The organism is Marinithermofilum abyssi, from assembly GCF_014641195.1.
Taxonomy (GTDB): domain Bacteria; phylum Bacillota; class Bacilli; order Thermoactinomycetales; family DSM-45169; genus Marinithermofilum; species Marinithermofilum abyssi.
Window position 1 is genome coordinate 88,034 of sequence record NZ_BMHQ01000010.1, and the last position, 21,208, is coordinate 109,241.

Genomic DNA, 21,208 nt, shown 5'->3' on the forward strand with positions numbered 1-21,208 from the left:
ATGGAGGAGCAACAACAAGCATGTCGTTATGTTACCCATACACCGGAAGAGACGAAGGAATTGGGCCGGCAGCTTGGTGAGCGGCTGCAGCCGGGAGACGTGATCGCTTTGGAGGGGGATTTGGGAGCGGGAAAAACCACCTTTTCCCAGGGTGTGGCGTTAGGAATGGGCATTGAACGTCCGATCGACAGCCCGACATTTACATTGATCCACGAATACTACGATGGCCGGATTCCTTTTTATCATATGGATGCATATCGTCTGGAATCAGCAGAGGAAGAATTGGGATGGGACGAGTATTTTTACGGGGATGGAGCGGTCTTGGTGGAGTGGGCCAGCCGTATCGCTCCATGGCTGCCGGAAGATATAACATGGATTCGCCTGAAGTATGCCGATGACGGCCGTCTTATTACGATTGAAGCCCCGCCGGAAAAACGTGAGCGGTTATGCGTACAGGGGGGATTCAACCGATGATTACGCTGGCCATAGATACTTCCACCCTGGTGTTGGGGGTGGCGGTGCTGGATGAAGAACGTGTTTTGGGGGAAGTAACCACCAATCTGAAAAAAAATCATTCCGTCCGCCTGATGCCGACGGTGGTATCCCTGTTGCAGGAATTGGACTTGTCCCCGGCGGATATCGGTCAAGTGGCTGTTGCCGCCGGTCCCGGTTCCTATACAGGTGTGCGAATTGGTTTTACTACAGCCAAAACATTGACATGGAGCCGGAATATTCCCATGCTGTCCGTCTCCAGTTTGGCGGTGCTGGCGATGAACGGGATTCGTTTTCCGGGAAAAGTAGTGCCGATGTTTGATGCTCGGCGAAACCGTGCGTATACGGGATGCTTTCGGGCAAAAAACGGACGGATGGAAGCTGTGATTCCGGAACGGGTAGGATCCGTAGACCGATGGCTGAAGGAGTTGCGGGGAGAAGGGCCGCTGTTGTTTCTGGGCGATGATGTGGCTCGATTCCGGGATTCTATCGTCCAAACGCTTGGGAACCAAGCGCATTTTGGTTTGCCTGGGGAAAATATCCCCCGCGCCTCCCATTTGGCGTGGCTGGCATACCGCATGTACAAAGAAGATCCCCGAAGTGTCATCCAAGCCGCGCCCAACTATTTGCAGATGACAGAAGCGGAAGCCAAGTGGTTGAAAGCAAATGGAGTGAACAAGGATGGATCGTCCGCCCATTGAAATACGTCCGATGACCTTGGAGGATATTCCCGCGGTGATGGAAGTGGAACACGCCTCTTTTGAGGCGCCCTGGACGCGCCAGGCTTTCCACAACGAGTTGACTTATAATCAATTCGCCCACTATGTGGTTGTTGAACACGAGGGTCGCGTTATCGGGTATTGCGGCATGTGGTTGATTCTGGACGAGGCGCATATTACCAATATCGCCATTCATCCGGATTATCGCGGACAGCGCATCGGGCAGGACTTATTGGAGTTTATGATGGCTACCGCCCGGTTGGCGGGGGCTGCGGGCATGACATTAGAAGTTCGGGTGTCCAACAAGGGTGCCCAACACTTGTACAAAAAGCTGGGTTTTCGAGAAACTGGGATCCGCCCTCGCTATTATACAAACAATCAAGAAGACGCCTTGATAATGTGGGTGACTTTAGATGAAAAAATCAACCATCGTACTGGGAATTGAAACCAGCTGTGATGAAACAGCGGCAGCAGTAATAGCAGACGGACATCGCATGCTGTCCAATGTAATCTCGTCTCAGATGGATGTGCATCGCCGGTTTGGCGGAGTGGTGCCGGAAGTAGCCTCTCGCAGACATGTGGAACGGATCACGGATATCATTCAGGAAGCCTTGGATCAGGCGGATGTAACCTTGGACGATTTGTCTGCTGTGGCAGTAACGCAAGGTCCCGGATTGGTAGGAGCCTTGTTGATCGGCGTTTCCGCGGCGAAAGCTTTGTCTTTTTCCAGGGGACTTCCGCTGGTGGGCGTACACCATATCGCTGGTCATATCTATGCGGCGCACTTGGTGAAACCCCTGAAATTTCCGCTGGTAGCACTGGTGGTATCCGGAGGGCATACAGAGTTGATCTATATGCCCGAACACAATCGGTTTGAGCGATTGGGACGGACCCGGGATGATGCTGCCGGTGAAGCCTTTGACAAAGTGGCACGGGTGCTGGGATTGCCGTATCCCGGCGGTCCGGAGATCGACAGATTGGCACAGAAAGCTTCACCGGTGATCGATTATCCCCGGGCGTGGCTGGAACCGGACTCTCTGGATTTCAGCTTCAGCGGGTTGAAGTCAGCGGTCATCAATGACCTTCACAACCGAAAACAACGGGGTGAATCCTGGGAACCGGCAGAGATCGCAGCCAGCTTCCAGGCATCTGTCGTGGAGGTTTTGGTGGAAAAAGCGATGCGGGCGGTGAAGAAAACCGGTGTGTCCCATTTGGTTTTGGCGGGAGGAGTTTCAGCCAATCAGGGATTGCGTCAGGCTTTAACCGCCCGTTGCGAGCAGGAAGGTATCGAGATTTACATTCCTCCGCTCCAACTGTGCACAGACAACGCGGCCATGATAGCAGCGGCGGGAACATACAAATACCTGGAAGGCCGTTTTTCCGGCTTTGATATGAATGCAGAACCCAATATGCCGTTAGTCGAGTAAGGGAAAGCGCCTGTTTTTGCAGGTGCTTTTTTATGTCGGTCGCCAAAAGTCCCGACCTGTGGACAAATGTGGATAAAAAAGTCCTACTACTTGTGGATAATGTGGATAAGTGTTGTGGATAACATAATCCAAAGAAAATGGTTGTGGATAACTCTGTGTACAACGGATGATGGTTTATGGAAGGATACATCCTAAGTCCTAGGGAACCCTAAGGATCAAATGCAGGGAAAGAGGGATGGTTTGTGCGTTTTTTGTATCTGCTCTCCATTTGTATTCATTTGTGGACGCCTTCCTATATGGCAAACCCTCCTTCTTCTCTTTCCCCGGTACGTCAAGTGTGGGTTATTCTGATCCCGGGGTGGACGATGGATGATCTCCATACGATGTCGCAGATGGATCAGTGGCTTTTGCACAGCAGGGTTGGCGGAATAAACGGGAAAACCGGAAGCAATAAGGATGCACTCCCCCCTGCTTATGCGTCTTTGGGTGCTGGGTCCAGGGCTGTGGCACCGGATGATGCCGGCTTTTTTTATGCATATGAACAAATGCCGCTGCCAGGGGGTTTCTCTGCGGTAAGGGTAGATGAGGCTTATCGACAGCGAACGGGATGGACGGCCCCTCCAAAGGGGATTGTGTATCCAAAAGTGATGGAGTATATCCGGGAGAATGAAAAATCATCCTATCGGATTACTCCCGGTGCTTTGGGTGAAAGCCTGCGGCGTCATGGGCGCGGTGTCTATGTATTGGGTAACCTGGATCAAGGGGATTTGCCTATACGACTGGCTCCCTTTTTGGCGATGGATGCCAGGGGTGCTGTGCCTGCAGGCGAAATCGGGCGGACGGTGTTCAAGCGAGATGTGACACGCCCTTACGGCGTAAAAACGGACTATGCTCAGCTGGCGAAGCGGTTGGTGGAATGGAAGAAGCCAGGAATGGCAGTTGTGGAGCTGGGAGATCTATACCGTTTGGAGCAGTTGGCTGGGGAGATGACACCGGAACAGTTTCAATCCGTCCGGCAAAGGGTACTGACAGAGATCCGCCAATTTTTAAAGGATGTGCAACAGAAAACCGGATCAGACCGGTTGTTGTTTGTTCTTTCTCCTGGACCTACAAAAACCCAATCCAAGTTGGAATTTCTGCTCCCTGCCGTTCTTTACCGTCCGGGCCAAGAACCGGGTTTGTTAACGTCGGCTACCACTCGTCGTCAAGGGATTATCAGCAATATGGATGTGGCCCCAACGATTCTGCAAGCCCTTCATGTACCACCCGACTCCTCGATGCTGGGACAGCCGGTAACGAGTGTCTCCGGCGGACTGAATGACTTTTGGTCCATCATGCACCAGGTTCAATATTATAGCGCTCTACGTCCGTCGGTTCTGTATCTGTATATCTTGTTGCAACTGGCTGGATTGTTGCTGGCACTCTATATGCTAGTAAAAAGGAGGAAAGGAACAGAAAAATGGATCCAAATGCTGATGATTGCCCTGATGCTGGTTCCGTTTCTGTTTCTGATTATTCCCGGCTCCTGGACGCCCCCGTTTTGGGTGACAGGCGGCTTACTGCTGGCTGCTGGAATCGGCTTGAGCTGGTGGCTGCTTCGTTTGCCGACGTTGCCCCTGTTGTTTTGGATCGGGGTGATAAGCTCCGTGCCGCTGATTGCGGATGTGATCCGCGGGAGTCTATGGGTGCAGCACTCTTTCCTGGGCTATGATCCGGTCAAGGGAGCCCGGTACTATGGAATCGGCAATGAATACATGGGTGTTGTCATTGGAGCGGTGCTCCTTGCCTCTGGAGCGTGGATAGAATGGAAACAACCCAAATGGGGTTGGCAGCTTCGCATGGGCATGGGGCTGTTGTTTGCGGGTTTGGTTTTCTTTTTTGCTTTTCCTTTCTGGGGAACCAATGCCGGGGGGGCCTTGGCAGCAACGGTTGCTTTCGGGGTGGCGTATGTCCGCTTTTTCCGTTTGGGTTACTCTTCCACCTGGCTGGTTTGGGGGTTGCTGATCGGTGCGGGGATTCTCGCGTTGATTTTCGTCAATGTGTGTCTGGCTCCGGAGCAACCGTCACACATCGGTCGGGCGATGGGGTTGGCGGAAGCGGGAAATGTCCAGGAAATCGGGTTGATTCTAAAACGCAAGGTGGAGATGAACCTGAAGTTGATCCGGCTTTCTTTGTGGGGAAAAACCTTTCTTGTATCACTGGGTGTGATGGCGGTGTTGGCTTATCGTCCGATTCAAGGTATTCAGCGCGTACGGAGCCGTTATCCTCAGCTGTATCATGCCTTTTATGCTGCCTGGATCGGCGCGCTGACGGCGCTTTTATTCAATGACTCCGGCATTGTCGCAGCTGCGACAACGATGTTGTATGTGGTAATTCCGCTTCTTTTCGTCGGTCTTCGGGAATGGATCTCCCCATCAGGGAAAGGTTCCAAGGCAATATCCGTCTAACTGGAAAACCCCGCCGGTTCTACGGTGGGGTTTTCATATTTCAAGTGGTATTATTCTTCCTCAACGGATACGGCCTTCCACTGACCGGTAAACTCCTGTTCAAATTCGGCTTTTTGTCGTTTTTCAATCCGTTCCGTTACCATCATCATCCCTGCAATCACAGCAACGACCAGTACAAAGAATGCGGTGACAAACCATCCCCAGTTCTGGGCAGTTATAATACTCAGCAGAAAGTCCAAGATACATTACCTCCTTAGACATTGACCCAAAGTGTTGTAATGAAAAATTTTCTATAGAGGTTAATCCTCTGTAATTAGTAACTACAACTTTAGCATTAATGTTTCGTTTGCGCAAAACTTTGTTTTGATAAATAGGGAAACGGGAAGAAAAAATGAGAATAATGACGATTATATACAGTATCGGGGGAAAATCTATGCCTGACGAAAGACGTCTATAGTGTGTAAACCATTGTGTTACAATAAAATGGAACCTTGCCTTTTTGCATTTAATATATGAATAATTCGAATAATAACCCGGATTTCTGTCTTGACGCAGATCGAGCTGAGGAGATTACTGATTGGGTAAGGTGGTGACAGGAACATGTCCTTCAACTTTCAACCTTTGGGGGATTCGGCTTTGCGGATTCAGGTGGGTGACCGGATCGATCCCTCGGTTCATCAACGGGTGCGGGTATTGTGCCGGCAGTTGGAGAATGCCAAAATTCCCGGCGTTGTCGAATGGATTCCTACATACTGCGCGGTCACTGTCATGTATCACCCTCATCAGATCGGATATCAAACATTATGTCGGTATGTAAAGGAACTTCGGGAAGAACCGGTGGAAGATGCGGCTTCCACCGTAGAAGTGATTCACTTGCCTGTGATCTACGGCGGGGATTGGGGCCCGGATCTAATCTCTGTAGCGGAGCTCAACGGGCTCTCGATGGAAGAGGTGATCCGGATCCACAGCGAGAAACCTTATCTGGTATACATGATGGGGTTTGTGCCGGGATTTCCTTATCTGGGAGGGATGTCCCCAAAAATCGCGGCTTCCCGTTTGGCTGAGCCCCGCCCGCGTATACCAGCGGGCTCCGTGGGGATAGCCGGTATCCAAACCGGAGTCTATCCTTTGGAAACCCCGGGTGGATGGCGCTTGATCGGACATACTCCCGTCCCCTTGTATGATCCGGATCGGGAACGGCCGATTTTATTGGAGGCCGGTCAATATGTGAAATTTGACCCAGTGGATGAAGAAGGATATCGCTTCGTTTGTGAACAAGTAAAGAATGGAAGCTATCAGACGAAAAAAAGCGTTTGTCTACAGGAAGAGGTGGAATCATGATCCGCACAGTTGATCTTAACAGTGATCTGGGCGAAAGCTTTGGCGCCTATACCATCGGTCAGGATGAAGCGGTGCTGGAATATGTGAGTTCAGCCAATATTGCCTGCGGCTACCATGCTGGTGATCACAATGTGATTCGGAAAACTGTGAAATTGGCGGCAGCAAAGGGAGTCGGTCTCGGTGCTCACCCCGGATTGCCGGATCGGCTGGGCTTCGGCCGCCGCTATATGTCCGTGGATCCGGAGGACGTTTTTAATATGGTCGTCTATCAGGTGGGAGCTGTCAAAGCTTTCGCGGAACTAGAAGGGGAATGTTTGCAGCACGTCAAGCCCCATGGGGCTCTGTTCAATATGGCGGGGAAGGACCCGGTCATCGCTCGGGCGATTGCCGAAGCGGTGGCCGCAGTGGATAAACATTTGATCCTGTTCGGGTTGGCCGGCAGCTGCCTGATCGAGGCGGGCAGGACAGCGGGTCTGAGAGTGGCGAATGAAGTATTTGCCGATCGAACGTATCAACCGGATGGCACATTGACTCCCCGCACCGACCCCCAAGCATTGATCCATGACCCCGACGAAGCGGTGGAACGGGTGATTCACATGGTCACGGAAGGCAAGGTGACTGCTGTGGACGGAACGGATGTCGACCTGCAAGCAGACACCGTGTGTGTCCATGGTGATGAGCCCCAAGCGTTGGCTTTTGTACAACGGCTCGCACAGCGGCTGCAGGAGCAGGGAATTCGGATTCAAAGGGTGGGAAGTGAGTGAAGGGAAGCATCGAGGTGTTGAAACCGGGATTGATGACTACTGTTCAGGATCTGGGCCGTTTCGGATATCAGGGATATGGTATGCCTGTTGCAGGAGCGATGGATTCCTTAGCGCTGCAGATAGGGAATCTTCTGGTGGGCAATGCACGTCATGAGGCGGCGTTGGAGATCACCATGGCGGGTCCTCGGTTGCGGTTTCAATCAGATACGGTGATTGCGATTACGGGAGCCCATCTCAACCCGACTGTCGATGGAAACCCGGTAACCTGTTGGAAAAGCATGCGCATCCAACAGGGGCAGGTGCTGGATTTTGGACAACCGGTGGAAGGGTTGCGAGCGTATGTAGCCATCGCCGGAGGAATTGCGGTTCAACCGGTGATGGGTTCCAAATCCACCTATCTCAAGGCACGGGTCGGCGGATTCCATGGTCGTCCGCTGAAACGAGGAGACTGCTTGCCGATTGGAACACCGAGAAGATCGTTGGATGATTTGTCCGGACGGTGGCTGTCGAGAGAAGAATGCCCCAGATATCCTCGGCAAAAAAAAGTCCGGGTCGTATTGGGCCCTCAGGAGGATGCCTTTACGGAGGAAGGATTACGTACTTTCTTGACTGAAGTGTATGAAGTAACGCCGCAGTCGGATCGTATGGGTTATCGTTTGCGAGGACCGAAAATCCAGCATCGGGAGTCAGCGGATATTATCTCCGATGCCGTTGCTCCGGGTGCCGTTCAAGTGCCGGCGGATGGCCAACCGATTATCTTGATGGCAGACCGTCAAACTGTCGGAGGGTATACCGTCATCGGCACCGTGATTTCTGTTGATCTTCCCTGGGTGGCGCAAGCCGCTCCCGGAACTCGGCTTCTTTTTGAAGCGGTAAGTGTCGATCAGGCGCAAGCCTTGGCAGTGGAGAGAGAGAAATTGTTGCGTCAGTTGGAACTGGCGGGTGCTTAGCTGTATTAGTAGGGATGATTATTTAATCTTCCGGATTGTCTCTGTCTCCCCGTCGAATACGGGAACTCCTCACAACTTCTGGAGTGAACGTTCATGCGGTTAGACATGATAAAACTAACTGAAAAGTTGAAAGGAGAAGTTTTGATTGGACAAGAAGTTCAACTGGAGTTTACTGCTCGGAGCCGCGTTTCTCATGGCGACCTCGGCAATCGGCCCGGGGTTCCTGACCCAGACCTCCGTATTTACGTCACAGTTTGCCGCAAATTTTGGATTTGTGATCCTGGCGTCCATTATCCTTGATATCGGTGCCCAGATGAACATTTGGCGGATCATTGCAGTTTCGGAGAAACGAGCGCAAGACATTGCCAACATGGTGTTCCCGGGACTTGGGTATTTCCTGGCCTTATTGACCGTTATCGGGGGTCTTGCATTTAACATCGGGAACATAGCAGGTGCCGGTCTTGGATTTAACGTGTTGTTTGGCATGGACGTAAAAACTGGTGCGATTGTAAGTGCGCTCATTGCAATCGGGATTTTCCTGTCGAAAGAAGCAGGCAAGGCGATGGACCGTTTTACTCAGATACTCGGTTTTCTCATGATCGGTCTTACCTTGTATGTAGCGATTAAATCTGCTCCACCTGTAGGAGAGGTAGTAATCAGAACTTTCGCTCCCGTTGTAGAAGAAAAAGATAGGGCAGCGTTCTTCATGGCGATTGTTACATTAGTTGGCGGGACAGTAGGCGGATATATTACATTTGCAGGCGGTCATCGTTTGTTGGATGCCGGAATTAAAGGTCCAGATGCGCTGCCGCAAGTTACGAGAAGCTCCGTATCAGGTATTTTGATCACCGCTATTATGCGAACCGTATTGTTCTTAGCCGCTTTTGGTGTGGTAGCTGCCGGTCTGGCTTTGGATCCGAAGAATCCGCCAGCGTCTGTATTCAAACTGGCAGCAGGCGATATCGGGTTTAAGTTATTTGGAGTTGTGATGTGGGCGGCAGCGATCACCTCTGTTGTCGGGTCTGCTTATACGTCAGTATCGTTTATTCGAACCTTCAGCGAAAAGTTAGAAAAGAACCACAAATGGATCATTATCGGATTTATTCTTATGTCAACGGTCGTATTTGTTTTAATCGGGCGTCCAGTCAAAACCCTGATTTTAGTAGGGGCGTTAAACGGTTTGATTCTTCCGATCGCCCTAGGTATTATGCTGATTGCAGCCTATAAGAGTAATATTGTCGGCAATTACAAACATCCGTTGTGGTTGACGATCTTCGGTACTTTGGTTGTTGGTGTGATGTCTTACTTAGGCGGAGTCACCTTATTCAAAGAAATACCTAAGTTGTTCATGTAGCCCCAATTTCTTGGTGCTGTTTACAAGGGGAGAGGGAAATGAACGTTGCAAATATGAAACCTGAAGAAGTCCGTGCTATGATCCGACGGAATGAATGGATCAAGCCTACTTCGGGAATGGCAAATGGCTATACACAGGCAAATTTGGTGATTTTAAGAAAAGATCTCGCATTTGAGTTTCTCTTGTTCTGTCAGCGAAATCCAAAGCCTTGTCCGGTGCTTGATGTGACAGACCCTGGTTCTCCGATCCCGCAATTGGTTGCCCCGGGGGCCGACTTGCGAACCGATCTTCCGAAGTTTCGAATCTACTACCACGGTGAGCTGGTTGAAGAAGTGACGGATATTGTGAAGTTCTGGGAAGACGATATGGTGGCGTTTCTTCTCGGATGCAGTTTTACATTCGAGTCGGTAATGTTAAACAATGAAATTCCAGTCCGACACATTGAAGAAGATCGTAATGTGGCGATGTATAAGACAAATATTCCATGTGTCAAAGCGGGCAGGTTCGAAGGTCCGATGGTGGTCAGTATGCGTCCCATTCCAGAAAAAGATGTAGTTCGTGCAGTACAGGTAACGTCGCGTTTTCCAGCGGTCCATGGTGCGCCTGTTCATATTGGAAATCCTGAAGCAATCGGAATTCGAAACATTTGTCGGCCCGATTTTGGCGATCCAGTCCCCATCAAAGAGGGGGAAATACCTGTTTTCTGGGCATGCGGAGTAACTCCTCAAGTTGTAGCGATGCAGGTAAAGCCTGACCTAATGATTACCCATTCTCCCGGACATATGTTTATTACTGACTTGAGAAATGAACAGTTCGGGGTATTGTAGTTTTAAACATATAAGCCGCCCTCGTCATTTGGTCAAGACTCCATTTTGTAGACACTTGTTAAAAGCCCCGGATTAAGCAGCAAGTTGGCGTCTGGTACTCCACAAGCCTTGATGGGCCGGCTCATAGCGATGAACGAATGTTCCAGAACTGTCTGGTCTATACCAATACCCTGAAGATCCATCATCTCCTGAAAGGAAAATGGTGGCGAGAACCCATGACCCCCGAAGATTGTCGGGCACTCTCGCCACTCATTTATAGTCTCATCAACCCCTATGCGAATTCCATGTCGACTTGTCTCAACGATTTGCTCTGTGAAAGGAGATCCACCGTGACTCAACAACGTACACCTGCCCGAAAAAAGGCCAAGGAGTAACGCTAAGAAGCGCTTATTTATTAACCTGTCCTTCGGGGGCAGCGCGCTGCTGTTTAACTATTTTCTTCCTCCAGTTCTAACCAGCGTTCCGTTTTTTCAGCCAGGATGTGCTCGATTTCCCCCAACCGTTGTTGCAACGGCACACTTTGTTCCGGATTGCTGTACACTTCCGGACGGCACAACTCCTCTTGGATAGCGGCGGATTCTTTTTCCAGATCGGCGATTTCCTTTTCCAAACGGGCGGCTTCTTCTTTGCGGCGCCGTTCCTCCCGTTGCCGCTGCCGTTCTTTTCTAACCTGCTCTTCATAATCCGCTGAGCTGGTGTCTGATTCCGAAGCAGCTTTTTCCGGCTCGGAATTCTGCATCTTCTCCAAGTATTCGGTGTAGGTTCCATTAAAATCATAGATCGTGCCGTTATCCAGTACCCAGATACGGTTGGCCAGCCGGTTGATGAAATAGCGATCGTGGGAAACGAACAACAAGGTGCCGGTGAAGGATTCCAATGCTTCCTCCAACCGTTCTTTGCTGTCCATATCCAGATGGTTGGTCGGTTCATCCATCACTAACAAGTTGGCCCGTTTCAGTAAGCGTTTGACCAGGGAGAGACGAGCTTTTTCACCGCCGCTCAAATCGGCGACCTGTTTGTACACCTCATCGCCGTGGAAAAGAAACTGACCCAGATAGGAGCGGATGGTGGTCTGGTCCAGCTTGGGGTGAGCGGACCAGACTTCTTCCAGTACGGTATGGGAAGGAGTCAGCTCTTCCTGCTCCTGATCGTAATAGTCTGCTTCCACATGCGTTCCGAACCGAATGGTCCCCGAGATTGCAGGGAGTCGATGCAGCAGCGTTTTTAACAAGGTGGATTTGCCGGTCCCGTTGGGGCCGAGCAGGGCGATCCGATCCCCGCGGTGAATCTGAATGGACAGGGAACGGATCAACGGTTGACCCGGGTCATATCCTACGCTGAGATCCTCGGTAATGACCACTTCTTTGCCGCTGGTCACCGCCGGCTCAAAGCGAATGGCCGCCTGTTTTTGCTCCGAAGGGGGTTTTTCCAGCCGATCCATCTTCTCCAGCGCCTTGCGCCGGCTTTGAGCCCGCTTGGTAGTGGAAGCCCGGGCAATGTTCCGTTGGACGAACTCCTCCATTTTGCGTATTTCCGTTTGTTGCTTTTCGTACTCCTTTTCCCATAGGGCGATCCGTTCTTCCCGCTGTTGGACGTAATCGCTATAGTTGCCCTTGTAGCGGATGGTTTTGGCACGATCCATCTCATAGACCACGTTGACGATCCGGTCGAGGAAAAAGCGATCATGGGAAACAACCAACACGGCCCCGTCATAGTTTGCAAGCATATGCTCCAGCCAGGCGAGGGCATCCATGTCCAGATAGTTGGTGGGCTCATCCAATATGATCAGATCGGGTGTTTCCAACAGCAATTTGGCGAGAGCCAGCCGGGTTTTTTGACCGCCGCTCAAGGTGCGGACGGGTGTGTGCTCCCAGTTCAAGCTGCCCAAGCCGAGGCCGTTGAGTGCGCTTCGTGCCCGGGCTTCATACTCGTAACCTCCGCTCTCTTCAAATGCTGCTTGCAAACGGGAGTAATCTTCGAGGATTTTTTGATATCTCTCTTCATCTGCCAGCACGGACTCCTTCCCCATCTCCGCTTCCAGCTGCCGCAATCGGAGCTCCTGCTGTTTCAACCCGTGAAATGCCGTCAACACTTCAGTCCACATATCCTTATCGGAGTCCAGTCCGCTGTCCTGGGCCAGGTAACCGATCCGGGCATTCTTGGCACGAAAGAGTTCCCCTTCGTCTGCGGCAATCTGCCCGGTGATGATTTTGAGCAGAGTGGATTTTCCCGCGCCGTTGGGACCGATCAGGGCGACCCGCTCCTTTTCCTCTACACGCAGATCAGCGCCCGCCAGCACGCTGTGTCCGCCGAAACTTTTATGTATATTTTTTACCTGCAGAATGCTCATGTTCTCACCTCGTTGTTCTGAACCTCATTGTATCCCAGACCGGACAGGGAAGAAAGAGCAGGCCTTGAACCCGATGTAAAAGGAGAAGTGGTAAAACTGTTATTTCGGGTAGCTTTTCTGACCACGGACCGGAAGAAGAGCTTTGCTTGGATCACCGATTGTTCGGGGATGAGTTGCTCTTAAGAGCTGACGAGAAGGGATGGGCTTGGTGTACAATACAAACGAAGGTGCGGGACAAAAGGAGACGGGTAATATGAATCCGGAGAAGCGGCAACTGAGACAACGCATGCTGGAAAAACGTCGTCAGCTTTCTGACGAGAGGATTGCGAAGGAATCCCATGCCGTCTGCGAATCGATTAAAATGGAGGGGGATTACCGAAAAGCAAGGGTAGTGTTTGCTTATATTCCTTTTCGCAATGAACTGGATATACGCCCGTTGCTGAAAGATGCCTGGAACCAAGGAAAGCGTATAGTGGTTCCAAAATCGGACCCTCGTTCCCGAAAGATGACACTGATCGAGATTTTCCATTTGCAAGAGCTGGAGCCGGGAGCCTACGGCATTCTTGAGCCGCCGGAAGTTCCGGAACGGATCGTCGGGCCGAAAGAAGTGGACTTGGCGGTGGTGCCACTGGTTGCCTTTGACCTCTCCGGTTATCGGTTGGGATATGGCGGCGGGTACTATGACCATTTTTTTGCCCGGGCGGGGGATCATCTCGTCCGGATGGGGGTGGCTTACAGCTTCCAACAGGCAGCCAGCGTGTTTCCCGAAAAACATGACCAACCGCTTCACATCGTAGTGACGCCGGAGCGGGTGTGGCGGTTTGCGCAAACGTAAAGTTTTTGTAAATCTGTCTCCAATCCCCGAGACAAATGGGTACAATGTTTTGAGGTAGCAACGGGGGCGGCGAAATGGAGCTGGAGAGGGAGATCGACCGTGAAAAGCAAGCTGCGAGAAGTACATGTGCAAGATGCAGTGGGCCTGGTGCTGGCCCATGATTTAACGCAAGTGATTCCTGGAAAATACAAAGGGCCGCTTTTTCGGAAAGGTCATGTCATTTCCGAAAAAGATATTGAACCGCTGTTGGATATTGGGAAGGCGCATATTTATGTGATGGAGTTGGCCGAAGGAGAGCTGCACGAAAACGATGCAGCCGAGCGGATTGCGCGTGCGGCGGCGGGAGATCATCCCCACCTGGAAATGACAAGCCCCAAAGAAGGCAAAGTGAATCTGGTCTCCAGCATCGACGGGTTGCTGCGGGTTCGTGCCGAAGCCGTTGCAGCCATCAATCAGGTGGAGCATGCGGTGCTGTCCACGTTGCGCACCTATACCCCGGTCCGAAAAGGGGACATCGTGGCAGCTGCCCGTGTCGTTCCCCTCATCTATCCCGAGGAACGGGTGATGCAGGTGGAGGCCATCGGACGCCGAAGCCCGGTAGTGGAAGTCCTTCCTTATCAATCGTGCCGGGTCGGGATCGTCACGACGGGAAGCGAAGTGCTCCACGGGCGGATCGAGGACAAATTCGGCCCGGTGCTGCGAGAAAAACTGGGTGCATTTGGGGCGGAAGTTATCAGCCAGACATTTTCCGGGGATGATAGGGAGCGGATTCAGCAGCAGATCCGGTCTTTTTTGGAGCAGGGGGCGGATCTGGTGTTGGTTACCGGCGGCATGTCCGTCGATCCCGATGACCGAACACCGGGAGCGATCGCCTCGATGGGCGCGGAAGTGGTCAGCTACGGCACGCCGATGCTGCCAGGTTCCATGCTGATGGTGGCCTATTACCGGGGGGTGCCGGTGTTGGGTTTGCCGGGGTGTGTCATTCACGATGAATACACGTCGTTTGATGTGTTTTTGCCGCGGATTTTGGCAGGGGAGAGGATCCAAAAAGCAGATATTATCGCATTGGGCCATGGAGGCCTTCATTCCTGCTAAATTGGCGCAAGGAGAAACTGCGTGCTGTGGTATACTGAGAAAAGACACACCACCATATGGAAAAGTGCAATTTCAGGGCATGGAGGGATCCGATGAGTGACCAAAAAATTCCCCATGTGACTGCCAAGCGATTGCCTTTATACTATCGATATTTGGAGAAGCTGCACGCCATCGGAAAAAAGCGCGTGTCATCCGCCCAACTGAGCGATGCGTTGCAAATCGACCCCGCCACGATCCGCCGCGACTTCTCCTATCTGGGCGAGCTGGGGAAAAAGGGATACGGTTACAATGTGAATTATTTACTGCAGTTTTTGCGCGACTTTTTAAAGCAGGACGAAGTAACCAATGTCGTGCTGGTGGGTGTGGGACATCTCGGCACGGCCCTTTTGGGCTATAATTTTTACCGGAGTCACAATACCAAAATCGTAGCCGGTTTTGATACGGATCCTGCCAAAGTGGGGGATGAAATCGAAGGAATACCTGTATTCTCGATGGAGCGCCTGAAAGAAGTCAGGGAGCTTCATAACGTTGAGGTGGCGATTCTGACCGTGCCGTCCAGCGCGGCACAAGCCACCACGAATCAACTGGTAGAGGCCGGGATTCGGGGGATTTTGAATTTCACGCCGGCCCGGCTGACTGTTCCTTCCCATGTTCGTATGCACAATATTGACCTGACCGTAGAACTTCAAACCCTGATCTATTTCCTGAAGCACTTCCCCGCAGATGAGGATCCTCCCGGATTGGAATTGACCGAATCCGCCAAGGAACAACCATAGAGAGCCGAATCGAAATGGAAGGTTCGGACGGTAAGGTAGGGTTTTGATATGACGGATGAAAGACAACAGCATTGGACTGAACATCTGGGCGAGCTGCGCATGCGGATTCTGTGGACGCTGGCGACGTTTGTCGTCGGATTGATTATCGGGTTGGGCTATGCCGGTGATATCGTCAGCTTTTTGAAACAGGATGCGGTAACCAACAGGGTTTCCATGCATGTGTTTTCACCCGGAGAAGCACTAAGTATCTATATGCAGTTTGCTTTTGTGGTCAGCATCGTCTTTACGTTGCCGATGGCTTTGTATCAGATGTGGCGGTTTGTGCAGCCGGGTTTGACGGAGAGGGAGCAAAAGGCCACCCTGACCTATATCCCCTTTGCGCTGATTTTGCTTCTGTTGGGGATTGCCTTCGGGTATGGGGTGATCTTTCCTTACCTGTTGGGCTTTATGGCCAATTTGACAACAGCTCTCGGAGCACAGGAAACCTATGGGATGGCGCAATACTTCCAGTTTATGTTCCGGATTGTGGTACCGATCGCCTTCCTGTTCGAACTGCCGGTGGTTATCCTGTTTTTAACCCGGATCCGCATTTTGCAGCCCGGACTGCTGCGAAAGGGACGGCGTTTCGCTTACCTGGCCATGGTGATTCTCGCGGCACTCATTACGCCGCCGGATTTCGTCTCCAATGTACTGGTCGCGATTCCCTTGATCGTGTTGTATGAATTCAGCATTCTGCTGTCCTCGTGGGTCTATCGCAAAATGGAAAAGGAAGAGGCAGAAGAGGAAGCCCGTTGGCGGAAACGGGAAGACGATGAATAATGGAGCAAGGCCCCGGTATCCAACGGGGCGAGGCTGCTGACAAAGTTTCTTGAAATGAGCTGAAGAACTCTTTTGCCCGAGCAGCGACTTTTGACGACGAACGCAGCGACAAGAGAGGAAACGAGACAAAAAAGCGGCACATAGCACGACCTGGGAGATTACGACCCAGGCGTGACGTGTGCCCTGTGGGTGCTTGTACTTTTTGAGTATACTCCGCATTGTGCCGCGTCTCGTTGAATCACTTGGAGTGGACAGTATGGACTTCTACGTCGGAGGAAAGGGAGCAACGGGCAAAAGAGTCGAAGCTATCATAATATTTGTCATCAATCTGATCCATCCATCCAAGGGATGGATTTTTTTTCGTCAAGGACTTGCAAAATGCCTAGGTACGAGATATTATTGTTATTGGTGTTAGCACTCGTTATGATTGAGTGCTAACAAAAGAATATCCACCTCGTGAAGGAGGGTGTTTTCCGTGATCAAACCGTTGGGTGATCGTGTTGTAATTCAAGCCATCGAAAAAGAAGAGACCACTGCCAGCGGCATCGTACTGCCGGAAACGGCCAAAGAAAAGCCGCAGGAAGGCAAAGTGATTGCTGTTGGTACCGGCCGCTATGAAAACGGGCAAAAAGTGGAGCTCGAAGTGAAAGAAGGCGACCGGGTCATTTTCTCCAAGTACGCTGGAACCGAGGTAAAAGTGGGCGACCAAGAATACCTCGTGCTGCGCGAAAGCGACATCCTGGCGATCGTTTCGGAGTAAGCTTGCACACCTTTTTCATCCTCAGGGATCGATTTGAATAAAAACCCTACATAGGAGGGGGAAGAACATCATGGCAAAAGAAATCAAGTTCAGCGAAGACGCCCGTCGCGCCATGCTGCGCGGTGTGGATGCTTTGGCGAATGCCGTGAAAGTGACTCTGGGCCCCAAAGGCCGCAACGTGGTTCTGGAGAAAAAATTCGGTTCTCCGCTCATCACCAATGACGGTGTCACCATTGCGAAGGAAATCGAACTGGAAGACAAGTTCGAAAACATGGGCGCTCAATTGGTGAAAGAAGTAGCTACCAAAACCAACGATGTGGCTGGTGACGGTACCACCACCGCTACGGTATTGGCCCAAGCCATGATTCGCGAAGGGCTGAAAAACGTTGCTGCTGGCGCTAACCCGATGGTTGTGCGCAAAGGGATCGAAAAAGCCGTGAAAGCAGCTGTGGAAGAAATCCGCAACATCGCGAAACCGATCGAAGGCAAAGACTCCATCGCTCAAGTGGCTGCGATCTCTGCCAACGACGAAGAAGTGGGTCAACTGATCGCAGAAGCGATGGAAAAAGTGGGCAACGACGGCGTCATCACCGTGGAAGAATCCAAAGGATTTGTCACTGAGTTGGAAGTTGTCGAAGGGATGCAATTCGATCGCGGTTACATCTCCCCTTACATGGTGACGGACTCCGACAAAATGGAAGCCGTGCTGGATGAGCCGTACATCCTGATCACCGACAAGAAAATCTCCAACGTGCAGGAAGTCCTGCCGCTGTTGGAGCGTGTGGTACAGCAAGGCAAGCCGCTCCTGATCATCGCAGAAGATCTGGAAGGCGAAGCCCTGGCTACCCTTGTGGTCAACAAACTGCGTGGTACCTTCAACGCTGTGGCTGTGAAAGCACCTGGCTTCGGTGATCGCCGCAAAGCCATGCTGCAAGACATCGCTGCTCTGACCGGCGGCCAAGTGGTAACCGAAGATCTGGGTATGGACCTGAAAACCGCTGATATCAGCGTACTGGGTCGTGCCCGTCAAGTACGCGTCACCAAAGATGACACCACCGTGGTGGAAGGCTTCGGCGACAGCGCTGAAATCCAAAGCCGCGTGAACCAAATCAAACAACAACTGGAAGACACCACTTCTGAATTTGATAAAGAAAAACTGCAAGAGCGTCTGGCCAAATTGGCTGGCGGCGTAGCCGTCATCAAAGTGGGCGCTGCTACCGAAACCGAGCTGAAAGAGCGCAAACTGCGCATCGAAGATGCTCTCAACTCCACCCGTGCAGCTGTGGAAGAAGGTATCGTGGCTGGCGGCGGTACCGCTCTGGTCAACGTGCTGAAAGCCGTTGAGAAACTGGAAGCTGAAACTTCCGGTGACGAAAAAACCGGTGTGAAAATCATCCGCCGCTCTCTCGAAGAGCCGCTGCGTCAAATCGCCTTCAACGCCGGTCTGGAAGGTTCCGTCATTGTGGAACGGATCAAGAACGAAGAAGTCGGCATCGGCTTCAACGCTGCTACCGGTGAATGGGTAGACATGATCAAAGTGGGTATTGTGGACCCGGCTAAAGTGACCCGTTCCGCTCTGCAAAATGCTGCTTCTGTGGCTGCCATGGTGCTTACCACCGAAGCAGTTGTGGCGGACAAACCGGAAGAAAACGAAGGTGCCGGCGCGGGTGCTCCGGATATGGGCGGCGGCATGGGCGGCATGATGTAAGCAAGCCGATCGGCTTTTTCTCCCTGCGGAAACTCTCCGCAGGGGTTTTCTTTTTCGTTCTGTGTGAAAATAATATGGTAAAATCACTGCAGCCTCGTCCAAACGGGCGTCAACCATCAAGGAGGATTTATATGTCTGTTAAAGTGAATCGGGATATTTTTACGGTCATGAAAGAGCGTGCCTCGGTACGCCAATATGAAAAAGGAATCGCTATTCCGGAGCAGGAATTACGGGAAATTTTGCAAGCGGCAACGACCGCTCCGTCCTCTTGGAATTTGCAGCATTGGAAATTTCTCGTGATTCAAAGTGAGAAAAACAAACAAATCCTGCTGCCCATTGCATTCAATCAGCAGCAGGTCGTTGACAGCTCTGTTGTCGTGGCTGTCCTCGGCGATCTGGAAGCCAATAAAAACGCTGATGCGGTTTACTCGGAAGCAGTAGCCAACGGCTTTATGACAGAGGAAGTGAAGGACGTCCTCCTCAATCAGATCAACGGTGCTTACACCAATCAACAATTCGCCCGAGATGAAGCGGTTCTGAATCCTTCTCTGGCCGCCATGCAGTTGATGCTGGCTGCCAAAGCCAAAGGTTACGACTCCTGTCCGATGGGGGGCTTTGACAGACAAAAGTTTGTAGAAACATTCCACGTTCCTGACCGCTATATTCCGGTGATGTTGATTACGATCGGGAAAGCTGTCAAACCGGCTCATCAGACGGCCCGCTTCTCCCTCGATCGAGTTATCGTGAAGGAATCGTTTTAAGTCCAGGCGCATGTCTGGACTTTTTTCATTGCGGCGAGTGTACATGATCCCAATCAAATGAAAAGGTTTTTTGTTTGATGTACAGAATAAGTGGGTAGTGACCATTGAATTAGAAGGAGGGAGTTCATGTGGCGGATGTAAAAATTACCGTAAGGGACAAAGGGCCGTTGCTCGTCAAAGGAGATGTGGAGATGGTGGATGCCGAGGGCAACCGCTTTGAGACGAAGAAGCAGTTTGCTCTCTGCCGATGCGGCCTGTCTCAAAACAAGCCCTTCTGCGACGGCGCTCATGCCGGTAACTTCGATGACTGTGCCCGTGCCAGCAAGGTGTTGTGAGTCGGTTGCCGATAACTCCGGTATTTTCGGGGGATAAGGGCGTTTTAAGCGCCCTTTTTTTATGTGAGTGAAAGGGGAAGGTGTGCTCGAAGAAAGGCTCCTCTCTTTGACTTCGAGCAAGGAATTTCCAAGGTAAACGCACGTGTCTACAAAATTGCCTTTTTGCTTGTCGTATAAATGAAGCTCCTTATTGATGGATCTACTTCCAATAAAGGTGGAGAGGGACTGTCCTTACCGCGAGCTCTCAATATTAAAAAACTCCTTAATGTATCCTGGTTTAAAATCGGGATACTTTTTTTGTTTACCTCTCCTATTTCAATGATCCAATACATGATAGAAATCTAGCGCAAAATTCCGTTTGGGTTTCCTAGAAGTCAACATCAGATTCAGGCGATTTTAACTCCTGGCTCGACAGGAGCGTCCAATTGCTTACCATTGCTGATGGTTGTCTTAGAAAGTTTGCTCGCGGGATGGGACGACCATCCTGTTTCCTTTGAACGGTTTTACGAACACCCAATAAAAAAATTATTCGGACCTGTAACAATAGCGGATTTATTTCATAAATATAATTTTGTCGAGGGAGGATATTCGATGGCTGAAGTATTCGACTGCACCCGTTGGGTAGGTTGATTCTCTTCGTTCTGTTTTTATCGGTTCCTGGTTACGGAGCTGGCCAAATCTATTCTGGAGGTTGTAAAAATGGATGATTTCAAAAAAGATCTCCAAAACTTGAGTGTTGACGACGAGTTCGTACAGAGCGAGGTGACGCCTTGGGAAGATCCAGAACAGTTCGATCCTGATGTGGCTCAACGATGCGCTGGTTGTGCCCGATGTGCTAATTGTGCCCGGTGCGCCAATTGCTTCCGATGCGCCAATTGCTTCCGTTGTGCCAATTGCTTCCGATGCGCCAATTGCTTCCGATGCGCCAATTGCTTCCGTTGTGCCAATTGCTTCCGATGCGCCAATTGCTTCCGATGCGCTAATTGCGCTCGTTGTGGTAATTGCCGTGGTTGATTCCGCGGATGGTTTCCTAACGGAAACGGTGGCTGCCTGAGGAGAAGATCGCCCCTGAACAGACAAGTTTTTTGGCTGTCAGGGGTTCTTCTCTGTTACTTGCTTCACAGAGCTAAAGCACCCCAAGGGCACTTCCTACGGGCGCCGTGGGTTTCTCGCCCATCTGGCGTGGCAACCCACATCCATCCACGATGGCTTTCTCCAAGCTTATTTCTGTTAAGTTTAATGAGATTTCCCATCCGTGGCTTGATTGTGCCAAAATTCTGTCGGACATGCAAGAGGACTTGAGCCCTTTTACGTCCGACGCGCTTTCATCCCCATCCTGAAGGGCCGGGTTTTCCCGCTCGCTCTTTAAAAATTAGGCATGAGAGACAAATAGCAGTACATAAGATATCAGAGTGATGGCGCAATTTGAGAAGAGCTCACGGCAAGGA

22 protein-coding genes are annotated in these 21,208 nt (G+C 51.3%); 20 read left to right on the plus strand and 2 right to left on the minus strand.

The window, feature by feature from the left end; translation table 11 throughout:
• From tsaE to IEW70_RS13820, 5 genes are all read left to right on the plus strand, one after another.
• Positions 1-474, plus strand: a complete 474-nt coding sequence (gene tsaE / locus IEW70_RS13800; protein ID WP_188648487.1) for a tRNA (adenosine(37)-N6)-threonylcarbamoyltransferase complex ATPase subunit type 1 TsaE — start codon at positions 1-3, stop codon at positions 472-474.
• Positions 471-1,193, plus strand: coding sequence for a tRNA (adenosine(37)-N6)-threonylcarbamoyltransferase complex dimerization subunit type 1 TsaB (gene tsaB / locus IEW70_RS13805; protein ID WP_188648488.1), 723 nt, complete (start codon positions 471-473; stop codon positions 1,191-1,193). Before tsaE ends, tsaB begins: the two co-directional genes overlap by 4 nt.
• Positions 1,174-1,656: a ribosomal protein S18-alanine N-acetyltransferase gene (gene rimI, locus IEW70_RS13810; protein ID WP_188648489.1), complete on the plus strand. Its 483-nt coding sequence runs from the start codon at positions 1,174-1,176 to the stop codon at positions 1,654-1,656. The genes tsaB and rimI overlap by 20 nt, the downstream gene beginning before the upstream one ends.
• Positions 1,625-2,638 carry a tRNA (adenosine(37)-N6)-threonylcarbamoyltransferase complex transferase subunit TsaD gene (gene tsaD / locus IEW70_RS13815; protein ID WP_188648490.1) on the plus strand — a complete coding sequence of 338 codons (1,014 nt, stop codon included), beginning with the start codon at positions 1,625-1,627 and terminating at the stop codon, positions 2,636-2,638. The genes rimI and tsaD overlap by 32 nt, the downstream gene beginning before the upstream one ends.
• A 242-nt stretch (positions 2,639-2,880) precedes the next feature.
• Entirely contained in the window at positions 2,881-5,085 is a 2,205-nt protein-coding gene (locus tag IEW70_RS13820; RefSeq protein ID WP_188648491.1) for an LTA synthase family protein, read from the plus strand.
• A gap of 50 nt (positions 5,086-5,135) precedes the next feature.
• Here IEW70_RS13820 and IEW70_RS13825 read toward each other — a convergent pair whose 3' ends face one another.
• Positions 5,136-5,324: a hypothetical protein gene (locus IEW70_RS13825; RefSeq protein WP_188648492.1), complete on the minus strand. Its 189-nt coding sequence runs from the start codon at positions 5,322-5,324 to the stop codon at positions 5,136-5,138.
• Between the two features lie 361 nt (positions 5,325-5,685).
• Between IEW70_RS13825 and pxpB the strand changes: the two genes are divergently transcribed.
• From pxpB to IEW70_RS18555, 6 genes are all read left to right on the plus strand, one after another.
• Positions 5,686-6,426, plus strand: coding sequence for a 5-oxoprolinase subunit PxpB (gene pxpB, locus IEW70_RS13830; RefSeq protein ID WP_188648493.1), 741 nt, complete (start codon positions 5,686-5,688; stop codon positions 6,424-6,426).
• Positions 6,423-7,190, plus strand: a complete 768-nt coding sequence (locus IEW70_RS13835) for a LamB/YcsF family protein (protein ID WP_308423166.1) — start codon at positions 6,423-6,425, stop codon at positions 7,188-7,190. The genes pxpB and IEW70_RS13835 overlap by 4 nt, the downstream gene beginning before the upstream one ends.
• Positions 7,187-8,140: a 5-oxoprolinase subunit C family protein gene (locus IEW70_RS13840; protein ID WP_188648494.1), complete on the plus strand. Its 954-nt coding sequence runs from the start codon at positions 7,187-7,189 to the stop codon at positions 8,138-8,140. The genes IEW70_RS13835 and IEW70_RS13840 overlap by 4 nt, the downstream gene beginning before the upstream one ends.
• Before the next feature lie 193 nt (positions 8,141-8,333).
• The gene (locus IEW70_RS13845) at positions 8,334-9,494 is read left to right on the plus strand and encodes an NRAMP family divalent metal transporter (RefSeq protein ID WP_188648557.1); all 1,161 of its coding nucleotides are present in this window, start codon (positions 8,334-8,336) and stop codon (positions 9,492-9,494) included.
• 38 nt (positions 9,495-9,532) lie between these two features.
• The gene (locus tag IEW70_RS13850; RefSeq protein WP_188648495.1) at positions 9,533-10,321 is read left to right on the plus strand and encodes a putative hydro-lyase; all 789 of its coding nucleotides are present in this window, start codon (positions 9,533-9,535) and stop codon (positions 10,319-10,321) included.
• 137 nt (positions 10,322-10,458) lie between these two features.
• Positions 10,459-10,695: a Tn3 family transposase gene (locus tag IEW70_RS18555; RefSeq protein WP_188648496.1), complete on the plus strand. Its 237-nt coding sequence runs from the start codon at positions 10,459-10,461 to the stop codon at positions 10,693-10,695.
• A 53-nt stretch (positions 10,696-10,748) separates the two neighbouring features.
• Here IEW70_RS18555 and abc-f read toward each other — a convergent pair whose 3' ends face one another.
• Positions 10,749-12,671: a ribosomal protection-like ABC-F family protein gene (gene abc-f, locus IEW70_RS13860; protein WP_188648497.1), complete on the minus strand. Its 1,923-nt coding sequence runs from the start codon at positions 12,669-12,671 to the stop codon at positions 10,749-10,751.
• 253 nt (positions 12,672-12,924) lie between these two features.
• Between abc-f and IEW70_RS13865 the strand changes: the two genes are divergently transcribed.
• The 9 genes from IEW70_RS13865 (at position 12,925) to IEW70_RS13905 (ending at position 20,774) form a co-directional block, all read left to right on the plus strand.
• Positions 12,925-13,506, plus strand: coding sequence for a 5-formyltetrahydrofolate cyclo-ligase (locus IEW70_RS13865; protein WP_188648498.1), 582 nt, complete (start codon positions 12,925-12,927; stop codon positions 13,504-13,506).
• A gap of 99 nt (positions 13,507-13,605) precedes the next feature.
• On the plus strand, positions 13,606-14,601 hold the full coding sequence (locus IEW70_RS13870) for a molybdopterin-binding protein (RefSeq protein ID WP_188648499.1): 996 nt from the start codon (positions 13,606-13,608) through the stop codon (positions 14,599-14,601).
• 92 nt (positions 14,602-14,693) lie between these two features.
• A complete protein-coding gene (locus IEW70_RS13875) occupies positions 14,694-15,377 on the plus strand; it encodes a redox-sensing transcriptional repressor Rex (protein WP_188648500.1) in 684 nt (227 codons plus the stop codon).
• A gap of 48 nt (positions 15,378-15,425) precedes the next feature.
• Positions 15,426-16,196 (plus strand): twin-arginine translocase subunit TatC, encoded by a 771-nt coding sequence (tatC, locus tag IEW70_RS13880; protein ID WP_188648501.1) that lies wholly within the window; start codon positions 15,426-15,428, stop codon positions 16,194-16,196.
• A 475-nt stretch (positions 16,197-16,671) separates the two neighbouring features.
• The gene (gene groES, locus IEW70_RS13885) at positions 16,672-16,956 is read left to right on the plus strand and encodes a co-chaperone GroES (protein ID WP_188648502.1); all 285 of its coding nucleotides are present in this window, start codon (positions 16,672-16,674) and stop codon (positions 16,954-16,956) included.
• 70 nt (positions 16,957-17,026) lie between these two features.
• Entirely contained in the window at positions 17,027-18,664 is a 1,638-nt protein-coding gene (gene groL, locus IEW70_RS13890) for a chaperonin GroEL (RefSeq protein ID WP_188648503.1), read from the plus strand.
• 131 nt (positions 18,665-18,795) lie between these two features.
• Complete coding sequence (locus IEW70_RS13895) at positions 18,796-19,425, plus strand: nitroreductase family protein (protein WP_188648504.1); 630 nt, start codon at positions 18,796-18,798, stop codon at positions 19,423-19,425.
• A 128-nt stretch (positions 19,426-19,553) separates the two neighbouring features.
• The gene (locus IEW70_RS13900) at positions 19,554-19,760 is read left to right on the plus strand and encodes a CDGSH iron-sulfur domain-containing protein (RefSeq protein ID WP_188648505.1); all 207 of its coding nucleotides are present in this window, start codon (positions 19,554-19,556) and stop codon (positions 19,758-19,760) included.
• Positions 19,761-20,459: 699 nt separating this feature from the next.
• Positions 20,460-20,774, plus strand: a complete 315-nt coding sequence (locus IEW70_RS13905; protein ID WP_188648506.1) for a heterocycloanthracin/sonorensin family bacteriocin — start codon at positions 20,460-20,462, stop codon at positions 20,772-20,774.
• The last annotated feature ends 434 nt before the right edge of the window (positions 20,775-21,208 follow it).

Bases quoted from the DNA above. Each gene is read 5' to 3' on its own strand.
- tsaE (WP_188648487.1), top strand. From the start codon at position 1: ATGGAGGAGCAACAACAAGCATGTCGTTATGTTACCCATACACCGGAA.
- tsaB (WP_188648488.1), top strand. From the start codon at position 471: ATGATTACGCTGGCCATAGATACTTCCACCCTGGTGTTGGGGGTGGCG.
- rimI (WP_188648489.1), top strand. From the start codon at position 1,174: ATGGATCGTCCGCCCATTGAAATACGTCCGATGACCTTGGAGGATATT.
- tsaD (WP_188648490.1), top strand. From the start codon at position 1,625: ATGAAAAAATCAACCATCGTACTGGGAATTGAAACCAGCTGTGATGAA.
- pxpB (WP_188648493.1), top strand. From the start codon at position 5,686: ATGTCCTTCAACTTTCAACCTTTGGGGGATTCGGCTTTGCGGATTCAG.
- IEW70_RS13835 (WP_308423166.1), top strand. From the start codon at position 6,423: ATGATCCGCACAGTTGATCTTAACAGTGATCTGGGCGAAAGCTTTGGC.
- IEW70_RS13845 (WP_188648557.1), top strand. From the start codon at position 8,334: ATGGCGACCTCGGCAATCGGCCCGGGGTTCCTGACCCAGACCTCCGTA.
- IEW70_RS13850 (WP_188648495.1), top strand. From the start codon at position 9,533: ATGAACGTTGCAAATATGAAACCTGAAGAAGTCCGTGCTATGATCCGA.
- IEW70_RS18555 (WP_188648496.1), top strand. From the start codon at position 10,459: ATGTTCCAGAACTGTCTGGTCTATACCAATACCCTGAAGATCCATCAT.
- abc-f (WP_188648497.1), bottom strand. From the start codon at position 12,671: ATGAGCATTCTGCAGGTAAAAAATATACATAAAAGTTTCGGCGGACAC.
- IEW70_RS13865 (WP_188648498.1), top strand. From the start codon at position 12,925: ATGAATCCGGAGAAGCGGCAACTGAGACAACGCATGCTGGAAAAACGT.
- IEW70_RS13875 (WP_188648500.1), top strand. From the start codon at position 14,694: ATGAGTGACCAAAAAATTCCCCATGTGACTGCCAAGCGATTGCCTTTA.
- tatC (WP_188648501.1), top strand. From the start codon at position 15,426: ATGACGGATGAAAGACAACAGCATTGGACTGAACATCTGGGCGAGCTG.
- groL (WP_188648503.1), top strand. From the start codon at position 17,027: ATGGCAAAAGAAATCAAGTTCAGCGAAGACGCCCGTCGCGCCATGCTG.
- IEW70_RS13895 (WP_188648504.1), top strand. From the start codon at position 18,796: ATGTCTGTTAAAGTGAATCGGGATATTTTTACGGTCATGAAAGAGCGT.
- IEW70_RS13905 (WP_188648506.1), top strand. From the start codon at position 20,460: ATGGATGATTTCAAAAAAGATCTCCAAAACTTGAGTGTTGACGACGAG.